This is a genomic window from Pseudomonas sp. P9_31 (assembly GCF_034008235.1).
Classification (GTDB): Bacteria; Pseudomonadota; Gammaproteobacteria; order Pseudomonadales; family Pseudomonadaceae; genus Aquipseudomonas.
Genome location: NZ_CP125375.1, coordinates 2695316 through 2717548, shown reverse-complemented (window position 1 = coordinate 2717548; position 22233 = coordinate 2695316). Strand labels below are relative to the sequence as shown.

Genomic DNA, 22233 nt, shown 5'->3' with positions numbered 1-22233 from the left:
TTTCTCTGGGGCGTTACGTGATCGCTGCCAACGCCGCCAGCCTTTCCCCTAACCTGTCCTGCATCGCCGCCATGGCGCCGGATGTGTGCGCGGAGAGCGCGATGTGTTCGTGACCGAGCAAACCGGCCAGGCTGTCGAGCCCGTCGATTTCGTCACTCTGCAAAAGCTTCAACAGCCCCAGCTGGTGCAGCTCGCCCGCCAGCAATTGATCGAGTGCACGCAGGCCTTCCTCGGGTTCGATGGAGCCCAGGCCAAGCGCGCTCATGCGCTCCTGGTAACGGGCGTCACTCACCGTGCCGACGCTGCCCCAATACCCCCAGTTGATGACCTTGACCGGGCACGACCATTCGCTCCTGAGTTGATCGGCGAAGGCGTCGGCAAAGGTGCAGCCCGCTGCGTAGTTGCCTTGGCCGGCAGCCGTGCTGAAGGACATCATCGAGGAGAAAAACAGCACGAAATCCAGCGCGTCGGCGCTGTTCCCGAACGTGCGGGCCAGGGCCACGCTGGTGGCGACCTTGGCGTTCAGTACGCGGGTGAAGGTCTGCTCGTCCATGTTGGCCAGGCTTTGGTCCTTGAGCACAATCGCCGAATGCACCACGCCATTGATCGGGCCAAACCGCTCGGTGATCTGCTGTTTCGCCGCAGCCAGTTGCTGTTCGTCGGCGGCGTCGACTTGCAGGTAAACCGGCGCCGGGGCGTCATGCATCAGGCTGATGGCGGTGAGATCGTCAAGCTTGGCTTCGATCTGCGCATCCCGCGCACGGCGACCGATCCAGATCACCCGCGCGAGATGCTGGCTGATCATGTGGCGGCTCCAGACCGCGCCAATCCCGCCGGCACCACCAATGACCAGATAGACGCCGCCGTCGCGATACACCGGCAGACGGGCTGGCATTGTGTCGGCCTTTACCCGCGCCAGTTGGCGGAACCACCATTGGCCCTGACGCAGAGCCAGCAGTTCGCCGCAAGCGATGCCGGCGAAGGGTGCTGAGCGCAACAGGGACAATTGCGAGTCGGGCAGGTCCGCGAGCTGCACGGTCCAGTGCGGATATTCCTTGGCCAGTGAACCGGCCAGGCCATGCACCGCTGCGTGAGTCGCACGGCAGGATTCGCCGGGGCGGATGCTGATCGCCTGATCGGTGATCAGGGTCAAGCGCAGCGGGCGAGGACCGTAGCCCTGATTCAGCAGCGCCTTGATCAACCGGAACAGCGCGAGGACACCGTGCTGTTGCGCCGCGACCAGGTCCGCGCTGCCGTCGTCGGACGGCGCCAGCCACATCACGTCGGTCAATCCGGGCCGGGCGTGCAGTTCGGCTTCGTAGTCGGGCTGCGAGTCGTCCAACCGTGCGGCCTGAGGATAGAGTTCAGCCAGCGTCTGCTCACGAGCCGGGGTCGCGCCGAAGATCAGCATCGCGCCCTGGACTTCCTCCCGTTCGCTGATCACACCATCGACCACTGACCAGATCGGCGCCAATAGCTGTTGTGTTTTCTTCAGTTTTTTTGGCCCCGCCGTGAGCGGTCTTGAGCTCAATCCTGTGAATCGCGCGCAGAGCTGTCCCTGATCGTCACACAGCTCGATAGTGATCCGGCCAGCGGGATTGTCGGCAAGGTCGCTGCGCAACAAGGCCCACATCCGCCGCTGACACGGCGCGATGATTTCCAGCCGTTGCAGGGCAAACGGCATCACCAGTGACAACGGTGCGGCGGCGCTATCGTTCAGCGGCAGTAACATGCCGATGGCGGCCTGCAACGCGCTGTCGGTCATGCCGGGCTCCAGCCACCAGCCACCGCCGGGATGGATGCCCTCAAGGTTCAACTGCGCCAACACTTCGCGCTGGCCGCCCTGCTCCGCGATCAACAGCTGGCGAATGGCGCGATGGCTGGCGCCGTACGCCAGGCCCATCTGGTCGAACAGGCAATAGACTGCTTCGCCGTCCAGGCGTCGTTGCCAAGTGCGGTCGCGCCAGTGCGCCAGATCCAGTCGCTCGGCAACCGACTGCACATCCGTAATCACGCGAGCCTGCCAATGCACTTGATCGCCGTCTTCGCCGAGCAACGTCACCGCAAGCTGACCGTCTACGCGCTCCAGGTTGACCCGCAGGCGGCGCGGTGCGGATTCCACCGTCAGCGGCGCCAGCCAGTTGAGCCGCTCGATGACCATGGGCTGCGCCTCGCCGTCCTCCCGCGAATGCGTCACCGCGGCCCTGATCATTTCCAGGCAGGCCGCACCGGGCAGGGTTTTGCGCCCGTTCACCACATGGTCGCGCAGCCACGGCTCGTCACCGCTGAAGTCACTGGTGAATTGCTGGCGGTCGAAGGTCGAGCTGTTGCGGTGCAGCAACGGATGCAAGACCGCCGCTGCCGAAGGCAGGCGATTGGCGCCAACAGGCGCCCAATAGCGGCTGGTGGCGAAGGGATAAGTTGGCAGGCTGATGCGCTGGCGTTGTTCACCGCTGGCGGCCCACAGCGCAGCCCAGTCGATGCGCAGCCCCGCGCTCCACAGCGCCAACAATTGTTGCTGCTCACCGTTGGCAAACAGCCTGGCCAACTGCTCGCGCCACTGGCTCGGGAAGCGGTTTTTGAACTGTTCGACGTGGTCGCTGCTAGCGTTCGTGTCCCCGCAAATCCAGCCACGGCTGTCGCCGCCGGCCAGAGCGCGCAAGGCATCCAGCAGGCTTGCCGTCGAAGACGCGATGAACGCCGCACGATGCTCCATCGCCTCGCGGCCCACCTGCAAGGTGTGGGCAATGGCGGCCAGGCTGTCAGTCGCCGGCGACTGCTCCAGTCTGGCGAGCAGACGGCTGGCGATCTGGCGCAATTGCTCGGGCTCGCGGGCAGACAGCAGAATCATTTCGGGCTTGCCGTCATGACCGGGTAAAGGCTTGGCCTGTGGGTACTGCGCAACGATCAAGTGAGCGTTGGAACCGCCCGCGCCGAACGAGGAAATCCCGGCGATGCGCGGCATCGGCTCACCGCCCTGCACCGGCTGCGGCCAGTCACGCAGGTGTTGGTTGACCTCGAACGGGGTCGCGGCAAAATCGATAAAGGGGTTGAGCGTACGCGAATGCAGCGAGGGCACGATCTGCCCGTGCTTGAGCTGCAACAGCACCTTGGTCAGGCCGGCGATGCCAGCGGCCGCTTCGCAGTGACCGATGTTGGATTTCACCGAACCGATCCAGCAGCTCTGCCCAGGCGTACGCTCACCCAAGGCATTGGCCAGGCCGGCGATTTCAATCGGGTCGCCCAGACGGGTGCCGGTGCCGTGAGCCTCGATGTAGCTGATGGCCGCCGGATCAACCTGCGCGTCCTTGAGCGCGCCGCTGATTGCGGCCTGCTGCGCCCGTGGATCGGGCACGCTGTACCCGGTGTTCTTGCCGCCGTGGTTGAGGTAGCTGCCCTTGATCAACCCGTAGATCTGATCGCCGTCACGCTCGGCATCCGCCAGGCGCTTGAGGACCACTACGCCCACGCCCTCGCCCGGCACATAACCGTCACCGCCCTCGCCGAAGCTGGCGCACTGGCCCTGGTTGGAGATGAACTGGCCACTGCTGAGCATCAGGTATTTGTTGGGGTGCAGCGTCAGGTTGACGCCACCGGCAATGGCCATGGCGGTACGGCCACTGTGCAGGTCCTGGCAGGCCAGATGGATGGCGGTCAGTGAGCTGGAGCACATCGAATCGAGCGACAGGCTCGGGCCTTGCAGGTTGAGGCAGAACGACACCCGGTTGGCGATGCTCGCGCTGGAGCCGGCAAAGCCCATGCGCTCGCCGCGCAGGCTGGCTTCTGCGCCCAGCAGTTGGTATTCGCTGTACATCACGCCGGCATAGACGCCGACCTGCCGGGTCTTTTCGGCCTGCTCAACGCCAAGCTGACGGCTGTAGCCAGCGTCTTCCATGGCCGCCCAGGCGGTTTGCAGAAACAGCCGTTCCTGCGGGTCGATCAGCTCGGCTTCCAGCGGCGAAATATTGAAGAACAGCGGATCGAACTGATCGATACCGTCAATAAAGCCGCCCCACTTGCTGTTGTGCACCCCGATCTCGCTGCGGTTGGTGCTGTAGTAGCCGCGCCAGTCCCAGCGTTCAGGCGGGATTTCGCCGATGCTGTTTTTGCCCTGGCTGAGGTTGTGCCAGAAGGCGTCAAGGTTGTCGGCGTCCGGGTAGCGCCCGGCGATGCCGATGATGGCGACATCGTCGCGCTGTGGCGCGATCGGCTGCTGAATTTGCGCAGGTTGGTCGAACAGCCGGCGCTGTTGATCACGGGGTGTGGCGACGAGTTCGGCGACCGCTGTGGCGTCTCTTGATGCCAAGTGGTTCGCCAGGGCCCGGAGGCTGGAATGCTCGAACAGCAGCGCCGGTGATAGCGTGCCAAAACGTTGTTCGAGGCGCCGTGTGAGGTCGAGGATCTGCAACGAGTCGATGCCGTAATCCTCGAAACACTGCTGATCATCGAGCTGCTCCGGCGGCGTATTCAAGACACTCGACAGCAGGCTCCGCAGCTGGGTTATCAATGGCGCCTGTGCCGCTTTTCGCGGCTGTCGCGTGGCCAGGTGATCGGCCAGGCTTTGCAGGCTCGGGTATTGGAAAAACAGGGTTTTGGACAACGCACCGAAGCGCTTTTCCAGCGCGGCGGTCATCTCCATGATCATCAGCGAATCGATGCCGTACTGCTCGAACGGCACGTCGTTATCCAGTCGCGACTGGGCGATCTTCACCGTATTGGCCAGCAACTGACGCAGCCAGGTCAGCAGGTTTTCACCGTCTATAGGTACCGCCTCCACAACAGGGGGCGGTTCATCGCTGAGCAGTGCGAGCAGTTTTTCGGTGTCGCCTGCCAGCACCATCAGCTGGTCTTCGTCGCTGTGCAACGCCTGATAGAACGCCTGAATGCCGGTGGCACTGGCCATCGCTTCGATGCCGGTGCGTTGCGCCAGAAGGCGCCGCGCCGTATCACTCATGTGCAGGCCACCTTCGAGCCACAGCGGCCAGTTGATCGACAGCGTGCGACCCTGCCGCATCCCGGCTGCGACCTGTTGATTGCGCAGGCTGGCGAAGGCGTCCAGATAGCCGTTGGCGGCGGCGTAATCGGTCTGCCCGGCGTTGCCCATGACGCTGGCAATCGAGGAATACAGCACAAAGAAATCCAGCGCCGAGCCGGCACTGAAGCGGTCGACATGGTGCACGCCGTCAACTTTGGCGGCGAACACGGCGGCAAAGTCCGCCGTGGGCTTGTCTGCCAGCAAAGCGTCGCGGGTGATGCCGGCGCAATGGATGATCCCGTGCAATGCGCCGTGACGGCTGACGATGTCAGTGATCAGGCGTTCGACCTGATCGGCATCGGCCAGATCCACGGTGCGGTAGTCAACGCCTGCGCCCAGTTGCGCCAGCTTGTCGAGCACCGACGGAGCATCGGCTGGCGTGCGGCCACAGAGCACAACACGGGCCCGAGACGCGGCAGCGATGATCGTGCGCGCCATGACCGTGCCGACACCGCCCAAACCACCGGTAATCAGGTAGACACCCTCTGGCCGCCAAGGCGCAGGAGCGTTATCCAGCGGCTGGTGGCGCCAGCTCAGTTGCTGACGGCGCAATGTACCGGCCTCGGCCAGATAGCGCAGTTGGCGCTCGCCTGGGTTAGCGGCCTCGGCTGACAATTGCGTCAGTAACTGCTGTGTGTCGAGCCCCGGTGCCACTTCAATCAGCTGGCTGATCAGCGCCGGCTGTTCACGACTGACGCTGCACAACAGGCCGCCGAGGCCGCGATAACCGTGCGGATCGTCGGCCGGGATCAGCAGTTGAATCAGGCAGGGTTGGCCGGTGCGCAGCAAAGGTTTGAACTGTTCGGCAAGTGCCAGCGCTGCGTGCTGATAGTCGCCCTCTGGCAGCGTGAAACTCAGGATGCCTCGCGCCTTTAGAGGCTCCACCAGGTTGGAAAACCCGTGCGTCAGCACCACCTGTGTAAGCCCCGGTGCGGCTGTCGCGCCGGCCGGTTGAGCGTCGAGCCATTGTTTGTGACACAGCAGTCCGCTGCTGGCGCCCGGACGGGTGCCGGAAACGGTCTTGAACGACAGCTGATTCAGCATCGCGCAGCACTGGCCATTGTCGTCGAACAACGCCAGATCAAAGCGATAGCCGCCCGGCGTGGTCCCTGCGCTGCGGATCTGCACCTGCAAGGTCGCCGGACAGTCGGCAAACAACACGCATTCACCCAGCCCGTCGGGTAGCAACAGCGCCGGGCGCTCGCCCAGTTCATCAAACAGCAAGGCCATCACGCCTTGCATGGCGGCATCCAACAGCGCCGGATGCAGGGCGAAACCGGCCTTAAGCGCCGGGGCTTGCAGTCCGACCCGCGCCAGCGCCTGATCGTCCTGACGCAGCAGCGACTGCAACCGGCGATGACCGACGCCATAGTCGATGCCCATTGCCGCAAAACGCTGGTAGCAGGCCTCGACGTCCACTTTTTGGGCGCCGACATTGTTGAAGTCGAGCCGGGCGGCCTGGACCACGGAGATGAGGGCCAAAGCCCGACAATGCAGCTGCAACTGGCCGGCGCGGTCATAGGAGCAAATCCCGATCTGGTAGTCGCCCTCTGCTTGCACCGACAGTTCAAGGAACAGCTCGCCGTTGTTGGCGGTGTCAACGCTGAACGGCTGGAGCCACGCCAGATTGCGGATCACCAGCGCCCTGTCCGCAGGCACCGCGCCGCCCAGGGCGTCGGTCAATGCCGCGTGGATCATGGCGATCATCGCCGCACCCGGCAACACGCCCTGCCCGTTGACCTGATGCTCGGCCAACACACTTTCGTCACCGGTGAACCGGGTCAGGTAACGCAAGCCGCGCAGGTCCGACACGTTGCAATGCAGCAGTGGGTGCAGCCGTTGCTCGCCCGCGATGGCCGACACGACCGCTTGCTGCGGTTCGCGCCAGTAGCGCTCGCGGGCAAAGGGGTAACCCGGCAAGCTGAGCGGCGCGGGCGTGCCCTGCGGGTACATCAGGCGCCAATCCAGGGTGGCGCCGCCGAGCCAGGCGTCGAGCAGCTGTTGCTGTTCGCCGCGCTCGATCCAGCCGCCGATATCGGCGCTCGACGCCTGAGCGTCAGGCTTGAGCCGACCACGCGCCTGAGCGCCGCCGTCGTCGATGAATTCCCGCAGTCGGGTTTTCAGCTGGATCATTGAGTTGATCAGCCAGCCGTGGCGATGCTCCATCGCCTCACGAGCGACCTGCAAGGTAAAGGCCAGAGCCGGCAGATCGGTGTCGCCGAGTGCGTCCTGCGCAAGCGCGTCCAGCAACAGACTGGCTTGTTGCAGCAACTGCTCGCGAGTCTTGGCCGACAACAGGAGGATCGCCGGATGCTGCTCATTAACGGCAATCGCTGGCGGCACTCTGCGGTCTTCGTACTCTTCGATCACCACGTGGGCATTGGCGCCGCCCGCGCCGAAGGAGGACACCGTGGCAATGCGCTTGAACGTCTGCAAGACACCGTCGATCAGCACTTGCGGTCGCGACCATTCGGCCAGCGACTGCTGCACCGCGAACGGGCTGTTGGCGAAGTCGATCTCCGGGTTGAGTGCCTCGGCGTGCAGCGATGGCACCAGTTGGCGGTGCTGCAGTTGCAGCAGCACCTTGGTGATACCGGCGATGCCGGCGGCGCTTTCGCAATGGCCGATATTGGATTTGACCGAGCCGATGGCGCAGTACTGTCTGACGGGCGTTGGCACGCCGCTATTGAAGGCCCGGGCCAGACCGGCGATCTCGATCGGGTCGCCCAGCGCGGTGCCGGTGCCGTGGGCCTCGACGTAGCTCACGGCCCGGGCGTCGACCCCGGCCCTTGCCAGCGAATCGATCACCAACCGACTCTGGGCCAAGGGATTAGGCACGGTGTAGCCGTTGGTTTTGCCACCGGCATTGATCATGCTGCCTTTGATCACACCGTAAATCCGGTCGCCATCCGCCTCGGCCTGAGCCAGCGGTTTGAGCAGCAAGACACCCACGCCCTCCCCCCCGACAAAGCCGTCGGCATCGGCGCCGAACGCCTTGCACTGGCGGCCCGAGGACAACATCTTCATCTCGCTCAGGCCCATGTAATGCACGGGGTCGACCACCAGATTGACCCCGCCGACCAGCACACAGTCGCTGATCCCGCTGTGCAGACTTTCCAGCGCCAGATGAATCGCGGTAATGGATGACGAACAGGCGGTGTCCACCGCGAGGCTCGGACCCTGGAAATTGAACTGATACGACACGCGATTGGCCACCGACCAGTAGCTGGACTGGCGGGCGTAGGTGCCATTCATCACGCCGACAAACACCCCGACCCGATGCCGTTCGGCCAAGCGTGCGGGGGTATAGCCGGCGTCGCTGATGCAGTGATAGGCCTCTTCCAGGAACAGCCGTTCCTGAGGGTCCATCTTCAGCGCTTCGCGGGGCGAAAGATGGAAGAACAGCGGATCGAACTTGTCGATTTCGCGGATGAAGCCGCCCCACGGGGTATAGATGCGGCCCGCCGTGCCCGGCGCCTGATCAAAGTACTGACGCCAGTCCCAACGATCCGCCGGCACTTCATCGATGCAATTCTCGGCATTTTTCAGGTGCTGCCACAACTCGCGAACATTGTCGGAGTTGGCGTAACGCCCGGCCAGACCGACGATGGCCACGTCTGAACCGCGTGCCGTTGCCGGCGTGTTATCGGCTGCCTTGGCGGTAAAGCGCGACTTGCCCGGATTGATCAATGGTTCGACGCTTTCGACTGCGGATGGCTGCACGATTACCGCTGTCTGATCCAGTCCGAGCAGCGTCCTGAGCCGGTCTTTCTGCGTGGCGACAAAATGATTCGCCAGTGCTTCGACGGTCTGGTATTCGAAGAACAGCGTGCTGCTGATACCCGCCAGTTTGTCCCGTAGCAGGTTGGTCAGTTGCACCACCAGAATCGAGTCGATGCCATAGGTTTCCAGCGCTTCACGGGAGTCAATCTGTTCGGGGGCGATCTTGAACAGACCACCGATGACCTGCTTGAGGTAGCGGACGGTCTCGGCTTTGAGCTGCGTGCTGCTAACTTCGGCCATCGGCGCTGCGATAACGCTGCGTTGTGGCGCTCGCGGTGCCTGAGCCGCGACTTTTGCCCGGATGACAGGCGCCATTCTGACCGATTCGATTTTATCGCTGCGGTCCTGCCAGACCATTCCATTGCTCTGGGCGATGACGATCTGCTGCCCAAGGTCGTGGTCGGCCAGCGCCGGGAAATACACCTGCCGATAGCCTTCGCTTTCCAGCACCTGCTTCCACTGTCTGGGCGCGAGCGCCGGGCCGCCGGGCAAGCGCAGGTCCTGATCATCGAACAGCCACCAGCCCTTGAGCAGGCCGAAAGTCAGGTGGGTAAACAGGCCATTGCGTGCAATCTCGTTGATCAATACCAGGCCGTTGTGCTTGAGCGCAGCCTTGGCATTTTTCATCGTCCGGCGCAGGTCCTGCGTCGCGTGCAGGACGTTGGTGGCGATCACCAGATCATAGGCGCCGGGCTTGATGCCCTGAGCTGCGAGCGGCTTATCGACGTCGAACAGCTGATAGCTGAGGTAGGGGGTCTGCGGGCCATAGACCTGCCGCGCGTGCATCAGAAACGCCTGGGAGACGTCGGTGTAGCAGTACTCGGCGATCTGCGCCTGATACGGCCGCAGTTTTTCAAAAGCGCGGGCGCTGGTGCCACCGGTGCCGGCGCCGATTTCCAGGATCCGGATCGGCGTCTGTGGCGCCAGCTCCAGGCGAGCCCTGACAAATTCGAGCATGGCTTCGAGCAGCACTTCGTTGAAGAAATCGGACACCGGATTGTGCTTGTAGATGCCCTCGACCATGGACATCGAGGCGTCGGGAAACAGGATGTCGGTGGCGGCGATCCGGCCATCAAGAATCTGCGGCAATACACGCAGGGTCGCTTGCGCAAGCAGTGTTTCGGCTTTCAGGCTGGGGTGTTCGAGCCAGGCCGACTTTTGTGCATCCCATTCGTGCCACAGGGCTTCTACCGCCAGCGGTTGCGGGTGGGTGACACGGCAGCTGTCGCCCTCCAGCTGCACGTAGCCGCGTTGGGCCAGCTCTTGCAGGCTCTTGTCTAGCCAGCGTTGATACATCGGCAACAAGCCGCTGCGTTGGGTCATTTCAGCCACGGATTCGCGCTCGCGACTGAACCAGCCCAATTGCTGCAACTGGGCGTAGAGCAAGCGGACCTGCTGCTCGTCGATAGCCGCCTTGTACGCCTGCACCTGCGCGGTTGCGCTGCGAACCTGCTGATTGTCCACCCGCAGATTCTTCTGCATTCGGCTGATCAGCGATGGATAGGCAGGCGGACGCATTTCGCCGTACTCACCGAAAGGCCCGGCAGGATGTTGGGCCAGCGCCAGGTGGTTGAAGGTGTCACTCAACCGCTGCGAAGTACGCAGGAAGGTCAACTGGCTGAGCGGCACGCCGTCATCAGCCGCGCCGAGCAGTGTTTCCAGCGCCGCCATCGCCTGCTCACCGTTGATTGAACCGAGGCCAACCTCGGACATCCGGCGCCGATAGTCGTCGCTGGCCACCGAGCCGACCTCGCCCCAATAACCCCAGTTGATGACTTTCACCGGGTAGCTGCGTTGTTGCGCCAGAGTGTGGCCGAAGGCGTTCTTGAAGGTGCAGCCGGCCGCGTAATTGCTCTGGCCTGCCGACTTGGTGAAGCTCTGCAACGACGAGAAGAACAGCATGAAATCCAGCGGCAGGTGTTCAAACACCTCGGCCAGACGTGCGCAGACATCGATCTTGGCGGCGAGGCCCGCGACAAATTTTTGCACATCCATGCGCGCCAGGCTTTGATCCTCAAGCTGGATCGCCGCGTGGATCACCCCGTGAATCCGGCCATGCTCGGCCAGCACTTGCTTCACCGCCTGTTGCAGCGCGGCGTGGTTGCCGGCGTCGGCGCTGATGTAGCGTGGCGCGGGGCCAAACCGGGCCAGTTCGCTGATCGCTGCATCGATTTGGCGGTCCTGCTCGCGACGCCCCAGCCAGATGACCTGAGCGCCACGGCTGCGGATCAGGTGTTCACTCCACAAGCGGCCAATACCGCCGGCGCCGCCAACGACCAGGTACACGCCACCATCGCGGTAGAGACTGTCGGCAGCCGCTTCGGTCGGCGCCAGGCAAGGCACCAGGGATTGGCGATACCAGACGTCGTTACGACAGGCCAGCGCGTCGCCGCGCGGATCGGCAGGCAACGACAACGGATCCAGACTCGGCCAGCTGTCGCCGGCCGGCAGGTCCACCAGCCGCACCTGCCAATGGCTGTATTCCTTGGCCATCACACCGATCAGCCCATGGAGGCTGGCGTGAGCGGGCGCCACCGGTTCGGTGGCGGCCTGATGCAGCGGGCTGGCTTCGCCGAACACTGTCAGCGTGGCGCGGGTGATGACCGTCCATGCCAGTGGCTGCTGGTCCAGTGCCAACGCCAGCAGCGCCTTGATCAAGCGGAAGCAGCTCAGTACGCCGGCTTGCTGGGCATTGATCATGCCGTCGGCGCTGGCGTCATCGACTGACGCGGTCGGCGCCAGCCACAACAGATGCTCTACCGGGCCGGCTTCACGCAGCAGGCCGGTGAGTGTTTCGATGGATTCGCTTCCGTCCAGCAACAATGAAGCGGCCTGCGGGTAGCGGGCGATCAACTGTTGCTGGCCTTGGGGATCATTGGCGATCAGCAACAGTCGGGGGCTGCTTGGCGGCAACAATTGAGGACTGACCCGGCGCCATTTTTCCACCAGGTAACAGTCTGTCTGCGGGCGGTCGTCGAGCAGCACCTCCAGCGGCGACGGAACTTTCATTTCCCGCAGGACAAAGCCCTGAAGGGCGACGCAATGCTCGCCCTGCTGATTGTAGATATCGATATCAAAAACCGACTGTCCCGCTTCCGTGCTCTCGGCACCGGGCCGCACCCAGGCCCATGTCTGTTCACCCAGTGCCGCGCCGCTCAGCTGTAGCCGGGCCAGTGCAAACGGCACCCAGGTTTGCCCAAGTTGCGGTGCTGCACCTTGATCGAGCTGATCGGCCACCAGCAGGCCCACGGTCGACTGCAACGCGCCGTCCATCAGACTCGGGTGCAGGATAAATTGCGTGTGGCCGGCACTCAGGGACTGCGGCAGTTCGATCCTTGCCAACAGCTGGCCGCCGTCAATGCGCAGTTCGCGAACCGGTCGGTGGCTGGGGCCGTAGTGGATGTCGATGCTGTCGAAAACGCGGTACAGCACCTCGGCGTCGAGGCGATGGCCGTTGATGGCGGCTTGCAGGGAGGCCAGCGATGCAGCCGGTTCGGGCGCGTTTTGCAGCAACACCGCTTCGCCTTGGCAGCACAGGGTTTGTTGTTGCTGTTCGCGAATGTCGAAGGTCAGTCGCTGTAGCTCGACGCTGTTGATGTGGATGTCGACGGTGGCCGGTGTATCGCCCTGCTCGCTGAGCATCAGCGGTTGCGACCACACCAGATTGCACAGACTCACGGTGCCGGAGGATGCCAGCTCGCCGAGTGAGCGGCTGATGGCTTCTCGCGCCATCTCAAGATAGGCCACGCCGGGCAGCACTTTCTGGTTGCGCACGCGATGATCGCGCAGGAAAAACTCATGGCCGCTGAACACCGAGCTGAATTTCTGTTGCGACAGATCGGAGACGTTGCGGTGCAGCAACGGGTGCAAGCGGGCCTCGCCAAGCTGCTCGGCCTGAGGCGGAAAATGGAAATCGCCGGACACCCAGATCCGTTCACGGGCGAAGGGATAACCCGGCAGGCTGATCCGTCTGGCCAGGCCCATGGAGGTGCCCAGCAGCGCCCAGTCGAACGTCAGCCCTTTGACCCACAGCTCCAGCAACTTCTGGTATTTGCCTTTGTCGGCCCAGGCCGCCAGCGTTGCCGCCATGTCCTCATCGTGGGCCAGCACCGCCATGGCCGCCTTGTTGTCTTGCACCCGGCCCAGATGCAGGCCGTCGAAACAACCAAAGTGTTCCGGGGCCTTGAGCAGTTGCGCCAGGCTCTGCGCCAGGCGGTCTTGCAGCTCACTGATCGAGACGACGCTGAAGGCCAGGCGATATTCCAGCGCTTCTCTGCCCTGTTGCAGGGTAAAGGCCAGGTCCGCCAGGCGCGGCGGCTCGCCCTCAAAGTCGCGTCGTTGCAGGAACTGCTGCAAACGCTCGACTTGCTGTTGCAACTGCGCCGGGGTTCTGGCCGACAGCACGATGATCGCCGGCAGCCCGACAACCGCCTCGTCCCGCTCCGGCGCCACGTACTGGACGATGATCACATGGCCGTTCGAACCGCCAGAGCCAAACGACGAGACCGAGGCGGCCAGTGGATATTCGCGTTCGCGGCCATCGAGATTGAGCAGCGGTCGGCGCCACGCTTGCAGTTGCTGGGGGATGTAGAACGGCGATTCGGCAAAGGAAATGCCGGGATTGAGCCGACTCGAATGCAGCGACGGCGCCAGCTGGCGATGCTTGAGTTGCAGCAGCACCTTGGCGATCCCGGCGATGCCGGCTGCCGATTCCAGATGGCCGATGTTCGATTTGGCCGAGCCTAGGGCGCACTGCTGCGCCGATGCCGGCTCGCTGCCGAGGGTCGCGCTGCGTCGGGCAAAACCCTGTTGCAGACCGCTGATTTCAATCGGATCGCCCAACGCGGTGCCGGTGCCGTGGGCTTCGATGTAGCTCAGCTCGCGGGGGTTCATGCCGGCCTTTTCCAGCGACTCGGCGATCATTGCGCCTTGGGCATTCGGGCTCGGCACGGTGTAGCCATGGGTCTTGCCGTTATGGTTGACCGAGGTCGCACGAATGACGCCGTAGATGTTGTCGCCATCGGCCTGGGCCTGGGACAGCGGTTTGAGCAACACCGCCCCGGCGCCTTCGCCGGGTACAAAACCATCGCCGCCTTCGCCGAAACTGCGGCAGCGGCCATCGGTCGAGGACATGGTCAGCTGCGACTGGATGAAGTATTTGTTGGGGTGCAACGATAGGTTGACACCACCGGCCAGCGCCACCCGGCACTCGCCGCGTTTCAGGCTCTCGACGGCCAGGTGCAGCGCGGTCAGCGAGGACGAGCAGATGGTGTCGATGGCCATGCTCGGGCCGTTGCAGTCGAAGACGTAGGACACGCGGTTGGCAATCGAACCGAACGATGAATCCACCGCATCGTCGGCGCAGTCTGCGGCGGCAGAGCGCGTGTACAGCAGGTATTCGCCGTGCATCACGCCGACAAAAACCCCCATGTTTCCCTGGTAGTGACGTTGCAATGCGGCGCGGTCGTAGCCTGCGTCTTCGAGGGTGTGCCAGGCGGTTTCGAGGAAGATCCGTTCCTGCGGATCCATGCGCTCGGCGTCGCGCGGCGAAATATTGAAAAACAGCGGATCGAAGCGGTCTACACCGTCGATAAAGCCGCCCCACTTGGTGTTGATCTTGCCTTTGAGGCGGCGGTCGCGGCTGTAGTAATGCTGGTGCTGCCAACGCTCGGCGGGGATCTCGCTGATGCTGTCGACCGCGTTTTTCAGGTTGTCCCAGAAGCTGTCGACGTCCGGTGCACCGGGAAAACGCCCGGCCAGGCCGATGATCGCAATCGGTTCGTCGCGCTCCTGGCGTCGGTTAGTGTCGGGGCGTTGTGCGGTTCTGGCGGGCTGGGTAGCCTGTTTCAGGGGCGCCTGAATCCCCAGCAGTTGCCGGCTGCGCGACGGATGTTCGGCAGCAAAATAAGCGGCCAGTGCGCCGATGCTCTGGTGTTCGAAGAACAGGGTGCTGGACAACGCACCAAACGCCTCGGCCAGCCGTTGGTTGAGCGCGGTGATCATCAGCGAGGTCAAGCCGTAGCGATCAAAGCTTTCAAGGCTGTCGAGGCTGCTCTCGGGAATCGCCGAGACGCTGGAAAAGTGTTGTTTGAGATAGCCCTCCAGCGCAGTGTGCAGCGCGTCATCCCGCGCAGGCGGTGGTGCTGCTTCGTCCCTGGCGGAGGCCGCGATATGACAATCAACGGTTGCAAAGGGGTATGCCGGCAGTGCCACTCGACGAGCGTCATGCCGGGCGATCTCGGCCAGATCGGTTTCGCCGGCGACCCAGCGGCTGGCGATGGCGTTCAGGGCATCGCGGTCGAGGCCGCGCAGATCCTGTTCGATAGCAGCCGGTTGTGCCGCTCTGGCGAGGGTGCCTGGCGGCGCTGACTGACCATTGTTGAGCAGCGTCAGCAGTTCGGTTTCGCTGTCGGCCACCAGTGCCAGACGATGTCCCAGTGGCGCTCGGCCGACGCACAGGGTGTAGCTGATATCGCCGAGACTGGCGTCGCCCAGGCGTCCTGCCTGAAGAGCGTCGGCAAATGCCGCCATCAGTTGATCAAGCTGCGCACGGCTGGCGGCGGTAAAGGGAAACAGCCACGGCCCGACAGTCTTCAATGTTGTGGTCTGTGGTGGTGGCGCTTCAAGGATCAAATGACCACCGGAACCGCTGGCGCCGAAGGCATTGATCAATGCACGTTGCGGCCCCTGCCACTCGCTCAACGTGTCGGCGATGGCAAGGTTACTGTTTTCAAGTCCGACAAGGGGGCTCAACGGAATGCAGCCCAGGGTCGGCGCTATCTGCCGGTGTTTGAACTGCATCAATACTTTGGTGATCTGCGACAGCGCCGACGCCGATTCGAGGTGGCCGATATTGGCCTTGATCGACCCGACTTTCAGCGGTGTATCGCCAAGGCGGCTGCCGAAGACTTTGTTGATCGCCGCAAACTCGGCCCCGTCCGCCAGACTGGCACCGGGGGCTGCGGCCTCCACGTAGCCAATCGCCTCGGCAGGCAAGCCCGCCTGTTGCAGCACCCGGCGCATCGACGCGGCATGACTGTCGGCGCTCGGTGTGCCGTAGCGAAACGTCTTGCCGCTGTGGCTGATGGCCGTGGTACGAACAACGCCGAGGATCTGGTCACCGTCGCGTCTGGCCTCTGCAAGTGGCCGGATCAACAGCGCACCGACGCCCTCGCCCGCGACCCAGCCGTTGGCGTTGAGGCCGAACGGGTGAGACTGGCCGTCGCCGGACAACAGCTCCAGCGACGTCAACAGTTCAAGGTGCGAGGGATGGCTGATCAGGTTGACGCCGCCGACAATCGCCGCCTGACATTCACCCTGACGAATACTCGCGCAAGCAAAGTGCAGGGCCGTCATTGCGGATGAACACGAGGTGTCGAATGCGACGCTGGGGCCATTGAAGTCGTTGAAGAACGACACCCGGTTGGCAATCGCCGAGAGAAACGAGGTGGTTCGCTCGCCCTGTTCGCCGGGCTGATGGTGCTGGTAATCGCCCCACATCGCGCCGACAAACACACCGACCCGCTCGGCCTTGCGCCGCAGACCGGCAGCGGTATAACCGCTGTTTTCCAGGCAATGCCAGACCGTTTGCAGGAACAGGCGCTCTTGTGGGTCCAGGGTCTTCGCTTCGGCGGGGGTGATCTTGAACAGCAGCGGATCAAACAGCTGCTTGTCGGCCAGTGCGCCGACTGCCCATTGCGGTGAATCCGCGCTGATGTCGTCGCCATACAGCAGCGATTCGCGGCTGACGGTGTTGATCGCCGAGCGCCCGGCACTGAGGTTCTGCCACAGCTCTTGTGCATTGGCAGCACCGGGATAACGACCGCTGAGGCCGATGATCGCCAGCGCGCCATCACACACCGGCTCGGCGGCGACTCGGCTGCCACTGTGGAGCTCAAGCCGTGGCCAGCCTATCGGGAGCAATTGGCTGACGGTGCCGCCGACGAAGCTGTGCAGCAGTTCGTCACCCTCTTGCAGGTCAAAGGCGCTGCGAATTTTATCGAAGTACATCGAGCCGATGGGGCACAGCCCGATGCCGAATTCGGTTTGTTTTTCCAGCAGCAACTGGCCGATTCGTCCGGCCTGGAGCAGGTTGAAATAGCGACTTTCATCGCCATAAGCCGCTGAGCGACCGGCAATGATGAACATTCGCAACCGGGCCTGTTGCGCATGCTTGCGGTTGAACGGGGTGTAGCTGCCGTTGAACGCCAGCGGATCGCCTTCGCCGATGTGGCTCAGGCTATGGCTGTCGCTGTGGTAGCGGTAAATGCCGGGGGGCGGACAGTGTTCCTGGCCGTGCTCGGTCGGCCCGGCGAGGTGCAGGTAGATCTTCAGGTCCAGTGCGGCGTCGGCGTTGTACAGGTGACCGCTGCCCTGTCCGTCCTTCAACAGGCTCAACAACCGGCTCAATTGCGCCACACTCAGAGGCTCGCCGCCGTACTGGCGCTTGGCGGCCCGCAGGCGCAGCGCGTCGGTGCTGATTGGTGCGGTGGGCAGTTCGATGACGCAGTCACCCTGCTCCGGCAGATCATGGCGAATCCGCAGTTGTTGGCGGTGCAGTTGCTCCAGCGCCTCCTTGCCCGGCAGGTCAAAACCGTTGTTGTTTTCTGCCAGGAAGTCGGCGAACAAGAGGTCGGGCTGACCAGTCAGAACGGCTGGCGCGTCACCTTCGATCAGGCAATGCAGCAAACGGTGGCTCGGCTGCAACTTGAACAGCTCGGCAATCGTCACCACGTCCACGCCATAGACCGGGGTCAACGCGATGTCGAAGTCCGCCTGGTGCGACAGCAACATCTGCTCGATATAACCGGCTTCCAGCACCAGCAGCGCCGGGGCGGCATGGTTATAGAGCGGCGTGATGGCGGCGGTTTCGGCGACCAGAAACAGCGCAAAACCGGCTTCGGCCAGTTGCGCGCGCTGCTCGGCACGCAGAGCCTGCGGGTCCAGACTGGCCGGCACACTTACCGGCAACAGGCGATTGAGCCGTGGCTGGTAGTACCAGGCGCCACCCGCCAGTCCCTCGATCCGCCCTTCGGCGACATACAGGTAACACTGGACAGCGTTGAGGCCGCCAGCTGATGAATAGAGGTATTTACCCTCACCCTCCAGCGTCACTTCGCGCAATAACGAGAGCAGGCAGCCCAGCCGTTCAAGGCTGGCGGGTGAAGCGTCGTCGGTTCGCTGATAAGCACGCGGATCAAAGCGCACCCGCTCCAGCCGGATCAGTTTCTGGGCTGTTGGTTGCGGTGGCAGCGCGGCCTCCACCAGCGGCGCCTGCTCGGGTGTCACACCCTTGGCGTCAAGGATAAAGGCCGTGACGGCGGCGATGGTCGGTTGCTCAAGGAACATCTCGACCGGCAGCGTGACCTGGTACTGCTGGTGAATGCTATGGACCGCTTGCACCAGGGTAAAGGAGGTCGCGCCCTGATCAAAAAGATCGTCGTCAACCGCCAGCTCATTGATGCCGAGCGCCTCGATAAAATAGTGTTGCAGCCAGGCCGTCAGTGCCTGGGGATCCACAGCCGGCGCCGGTGAACTGACTGACGAGAGGCCGTCACCGGCCAGCAGCGCCTGACGGTCCGCCTTGCCATGGGGCGTTACCGGGATCTGCTCGACAAAGTGAACCTGATTCGGCGTCATGTACTCCGGCAAGCAGGATTTTACAAAATCACGCACCGCCTTTTTGTCCAATCCCTCGGCGACGACATAGGCCACCAGTTTGGGATCTTCGGAGCCGGGATCCTTGACCAGCACCACCGCATCACTGATCGACAGATGGCTTTTGAGGGTGTTTTCGATCTCGCCCAACTCGATGCGAAAACCCCGCAGTTTGACCTGCGAGTCGAAACGCCCCAGCACCTCGATCTCGCCGTTGTCGAGGAAGCGCGCCTCGTCACCGGTGCGGTAAAGCCTGGCGTCGGGTTCAGTGGAGAACGGATCGCGGATGAACTTTTCAGCCGTCAGCTCGGGCCGATTGAGATAACCCCGGGCCAGGCCGATGCCGCCAATGCACAGCTCGCCAGTCTGGCCGATCGGCACCGGCTTGGACCCGGCATCGAGGATATGGATTTGAATATTGTCGATGGGCCGGCCGATCGGCACCCGTTGATCTTCACGCGGTTCGGCGAGCCACCAGGTGACGTCCACCGCTGCCTCGGTCGGGCCATAGAGGTTGTGCAATTGCGCGCTCAGAAGCGCGCGACACCGCAGCAGCAGGTCGTGGGTCAGTGCTTCGCCGCTGACGAACACCTTGCTCAGTGACCGGCATTCGCCAACCGCCGGGTGCTTGAGGAAGAAGCGCAACATGGACGGCACGAAGTGGCAGATGGTGATCCGCTGCGCCTTGATGATCTCCACCAGATAGTGGGCGTCCTTGTGGCCTTCCGGCCTGGCCATGACCAGGCAAGCACCGCTGAGCAACGGCAGAAACAGCTCCCACACCGACACATCGAAGGTAAAAGGCGTCTTCTGCAAGATCCGGTCAGCCGGCCCCACGGCGTAATGGCGCTGCATCCACAGCAGCCGGTTGCAGATCGCCTTGTGCGGCAACATGCAGCCTTTGGGCCGCCCGGTTGAGCCCGAGGTGTAGATCACATAGGCGAGATCATCAGGGCGGTTGATGGACGCCGGATTGGCATCGTTTTCGTGCGGCACTTCGTTCGCGGGATCGTCCAGGCAAAGCACTGCAACGTTATGGGCCTTGAGGCGCTGCTCAAAACGTTGCTGCGTCAACACCACGCTGACCGCGGCGTCCTCAATGATCAGGGCCAGCCGTTCCTCGGGGTAAGCCGGGTCCAGCGGCAGGTAGGCACCACCGGCCTTGAGAATGGCGAGCAGCGCGATCATCAGCTCAAGCGAACGCTCCATCTGCACGCCGACCAAGCTGTCGGGGCCGATGCCAAGTTCGCGCAGGTAGTGGGCCAAGCGATTGGCCCGGCGATTCAACTGGCAAAAACTCAAGCTTTGATCGTCGAAGCGCACCGCCACGGCGTCAGGGCTGCGTTCCACCTGTTGCTCGATCAGCTGCTGCAGGCATTGCTCCAGCGGATATTCGTGGTGGGTGTCGTTCCAGCCGGCAATGATCGCGCATTCCTGGATTCGATCACCGGGCTGCGCTGCGGGCGGAGTGCTTTGTGGACTGTCATTCGTAGAGTTGTTGTCTGACACTGCGCGACTTCCCTGTCAGGTTGGGCCGACGTCATCGGCAACTTTGATCCGTGTCATCCCGTCAGCGCGGCACGCTCATGTAAGCGTCTTGCCGTGCGAGCCTTCAGTCGATTACCGGGGATTGTTCGGATTTTTTGTGCAGCTAATGATTGAGGGGCGCGTTGCTGCGCAAGCTAACCGTCCTCGAAGGGACGCTTGTGACAAACCCACAGGCGCCTGCCCGTGAGAGAAAAAAGCGGAAAGCAGCCCTCGGCCTTGCCGCGGGGGCAAGAATTTGGGCTGTTCAATGTAGAATCAGCGAGGAGCAAGACCAACACATCCGTGTTCCTGAACACAGTAATTCCCTTTACCAGTGAGCGCCTGAGGCTTGCCAGCGACAACGACGCATACCTTGCGCCATTGTAGATTCACCGCTTGAGATCGTATTTTCTCGCTGGCGCCTGCAGGTCTAGAACTATTCCTACAGAATACCGACACCAGCCTAGTAGGAAGAGATGACCTGTCAAATCCAGATTCGAATACTTTACAAATCACGGATACTGACCGACCAGACAGGCTCCGCCCCACCAGTTTCGTAGATTAAAAGCTGACTCCCCCCTCAAAAAAACATTCGCAATGGCAATTTTCCAGATCGGTATTAGGCTAACGATCTACGCGCCAGTCGGCGTACGGCACACTGCCATCATGGAAAAGGATGACATTCATGAGCACTCCCAACACGGATCGTTTTCATATTTTTGGCGTCTGTACGCCAAAAAATTACTGCCTGTTCGTCGACTACGTGCTCGACGAAATCTAGGATCGCGAAAGCAGTTTGCTACAGCGCATACAGGAAACACCCGACCCGGCATTACGCGTCTGGCGAGAAACCACACCACTGCAAGGCACGGATGTTTTCGAGATCGAATGCGTGAAAGACCGGGAAACAGCGCAAGAAGCGGTCGAGTTCTGGCGTGCGTACTTTCATTCCTTGGGCGAAACCATTATCGAAGCTGACCACGTATGCGACAGGTTGGATTGAGGGGGAGCGCATGGAGTCTGAGTCGAAACAATGTAGTGGTCAACTAATTCCGGACACCTCGATAGGAGGTTTAGACGCCATTGCCCGTTCGTAAACGGTCGGTGGCAGATATCCCAGTTTCGAGTGCAGCCGCTCGTTGTTGTAAAACCCAACGATGTATTCAGTGATGTCACGTATCGCTTCGGCGTGGTTGGCGTAATCGCGCCGCCATACCCGCTCCATTTTCAAACTCAGGAAGAAGCGCTCCATCACTGAGTTGTCCCAGCAATTACCTTTACGGCTCATGCTTTGCTGCATTTCATTTCTTGCCAACAGCGCTCTGTAGCTTGCGCTCGCGTATTGGCTGCCACGATCCGAGTGGGCGACCAGACCCGGTGGTGGTTGACGTTGAGCAATCGCCAGCTGCATTGCACTACACACCAGCTCAGCCGGCATGTTCGGGGCCATGGACCAGCCGACTATCTTGCGTGAGAACAAGTCCAGCACCACGGCCAGGTATAACCAGCCGCTTCGGGTCCGGATGTAGGTAATGTCTGCCACCCAAGCTTTGTTTACTGCGTCGGGTTCAAATTGGCGATTCAACACATTTTCAGCAATCGGCAGGTCGTGGTTGCTATCTGTCGTATGCACAAACTTACGCTTCCAAGCCGAACGCAGACCGTTGGCACGCATCAAGCGACGAATTTTATAAAGGCCTATTTCCATGCCCTTGGCGTGCAACACTTTACGCAACGGACGACTGCCATAACAGCCGCCACTTGCGGCAAACGATGCCTTGAGTTGCAGAGCCATGGGACAAATTGATGTTGGCACTTCAGCACGCTTGTTGGCTTCGTAGAACCCGGATCGACTGATGCCCAGCAGCCGACAGACATGCGCCACCGAATAAGCCTTCTGTTGCAGCTGCCGAACCAAGCGATACGTTACTTCAGCTCGCGGGCAAAGAAGGCGGTAGCCTTTTTTAATACATCGTTATCCATCTTGAGCTGGCGATTTTCCTGCTCCAACTGCCGGATACGTTGTTGCTCAGCAGTCAACGGTTTGCCGATTCCGACATCTCCCAGCTGTTCAGCCTCGTACTGCTGCACCCAGCGCCGGACGGCGGTCTCACCAATATTCAGGTCGCGGCAGACCTGCGGAACGGCCAGTCCCTGGTCCTTGATCATCTTTACCACTTGCAGTTTGAAGCTGTCGTCGAATGTTCTGCGTTTGCCAGTCATGAAAAAAT

General features: G+C 62.2%; 2 protein-coding genes. Both read right to left on the bottom strand.

The window, feature by feature from the left end; genetic code table 11:
• Positions 1-13: 13 nt before the first annotated feature.
• Positions 14-19984: an amino acid adenylation domain-containing protein gene (locus tag QMK51_RS12040; protein ID WP_320394171.1), complete on the bottom strand. Its 19971-nt coding sequence runs from the start codon at positions 19982-19984 to the stop codon at positions 14-16.
• Positions 19985-21044: 1060 nt separating this feature from the next.
• Positions 21045-22225, bottom strand: a protein-coding gene (locus tag QMK51_RS12035) for an IS3 family transposase (RefSeq protein ID WP_258696059.1) whose coding sequence is annotated in 2 segments (ribosomal slippage) — positions 21045-21961 and positions 21961-22225 — 1182 coding nt in all. Because the reading frame shifts where the segments join, the coding sequence is not laid out codon by codon here.
• Positions 22226-22233: the final 8 nt, after the last annotated feature.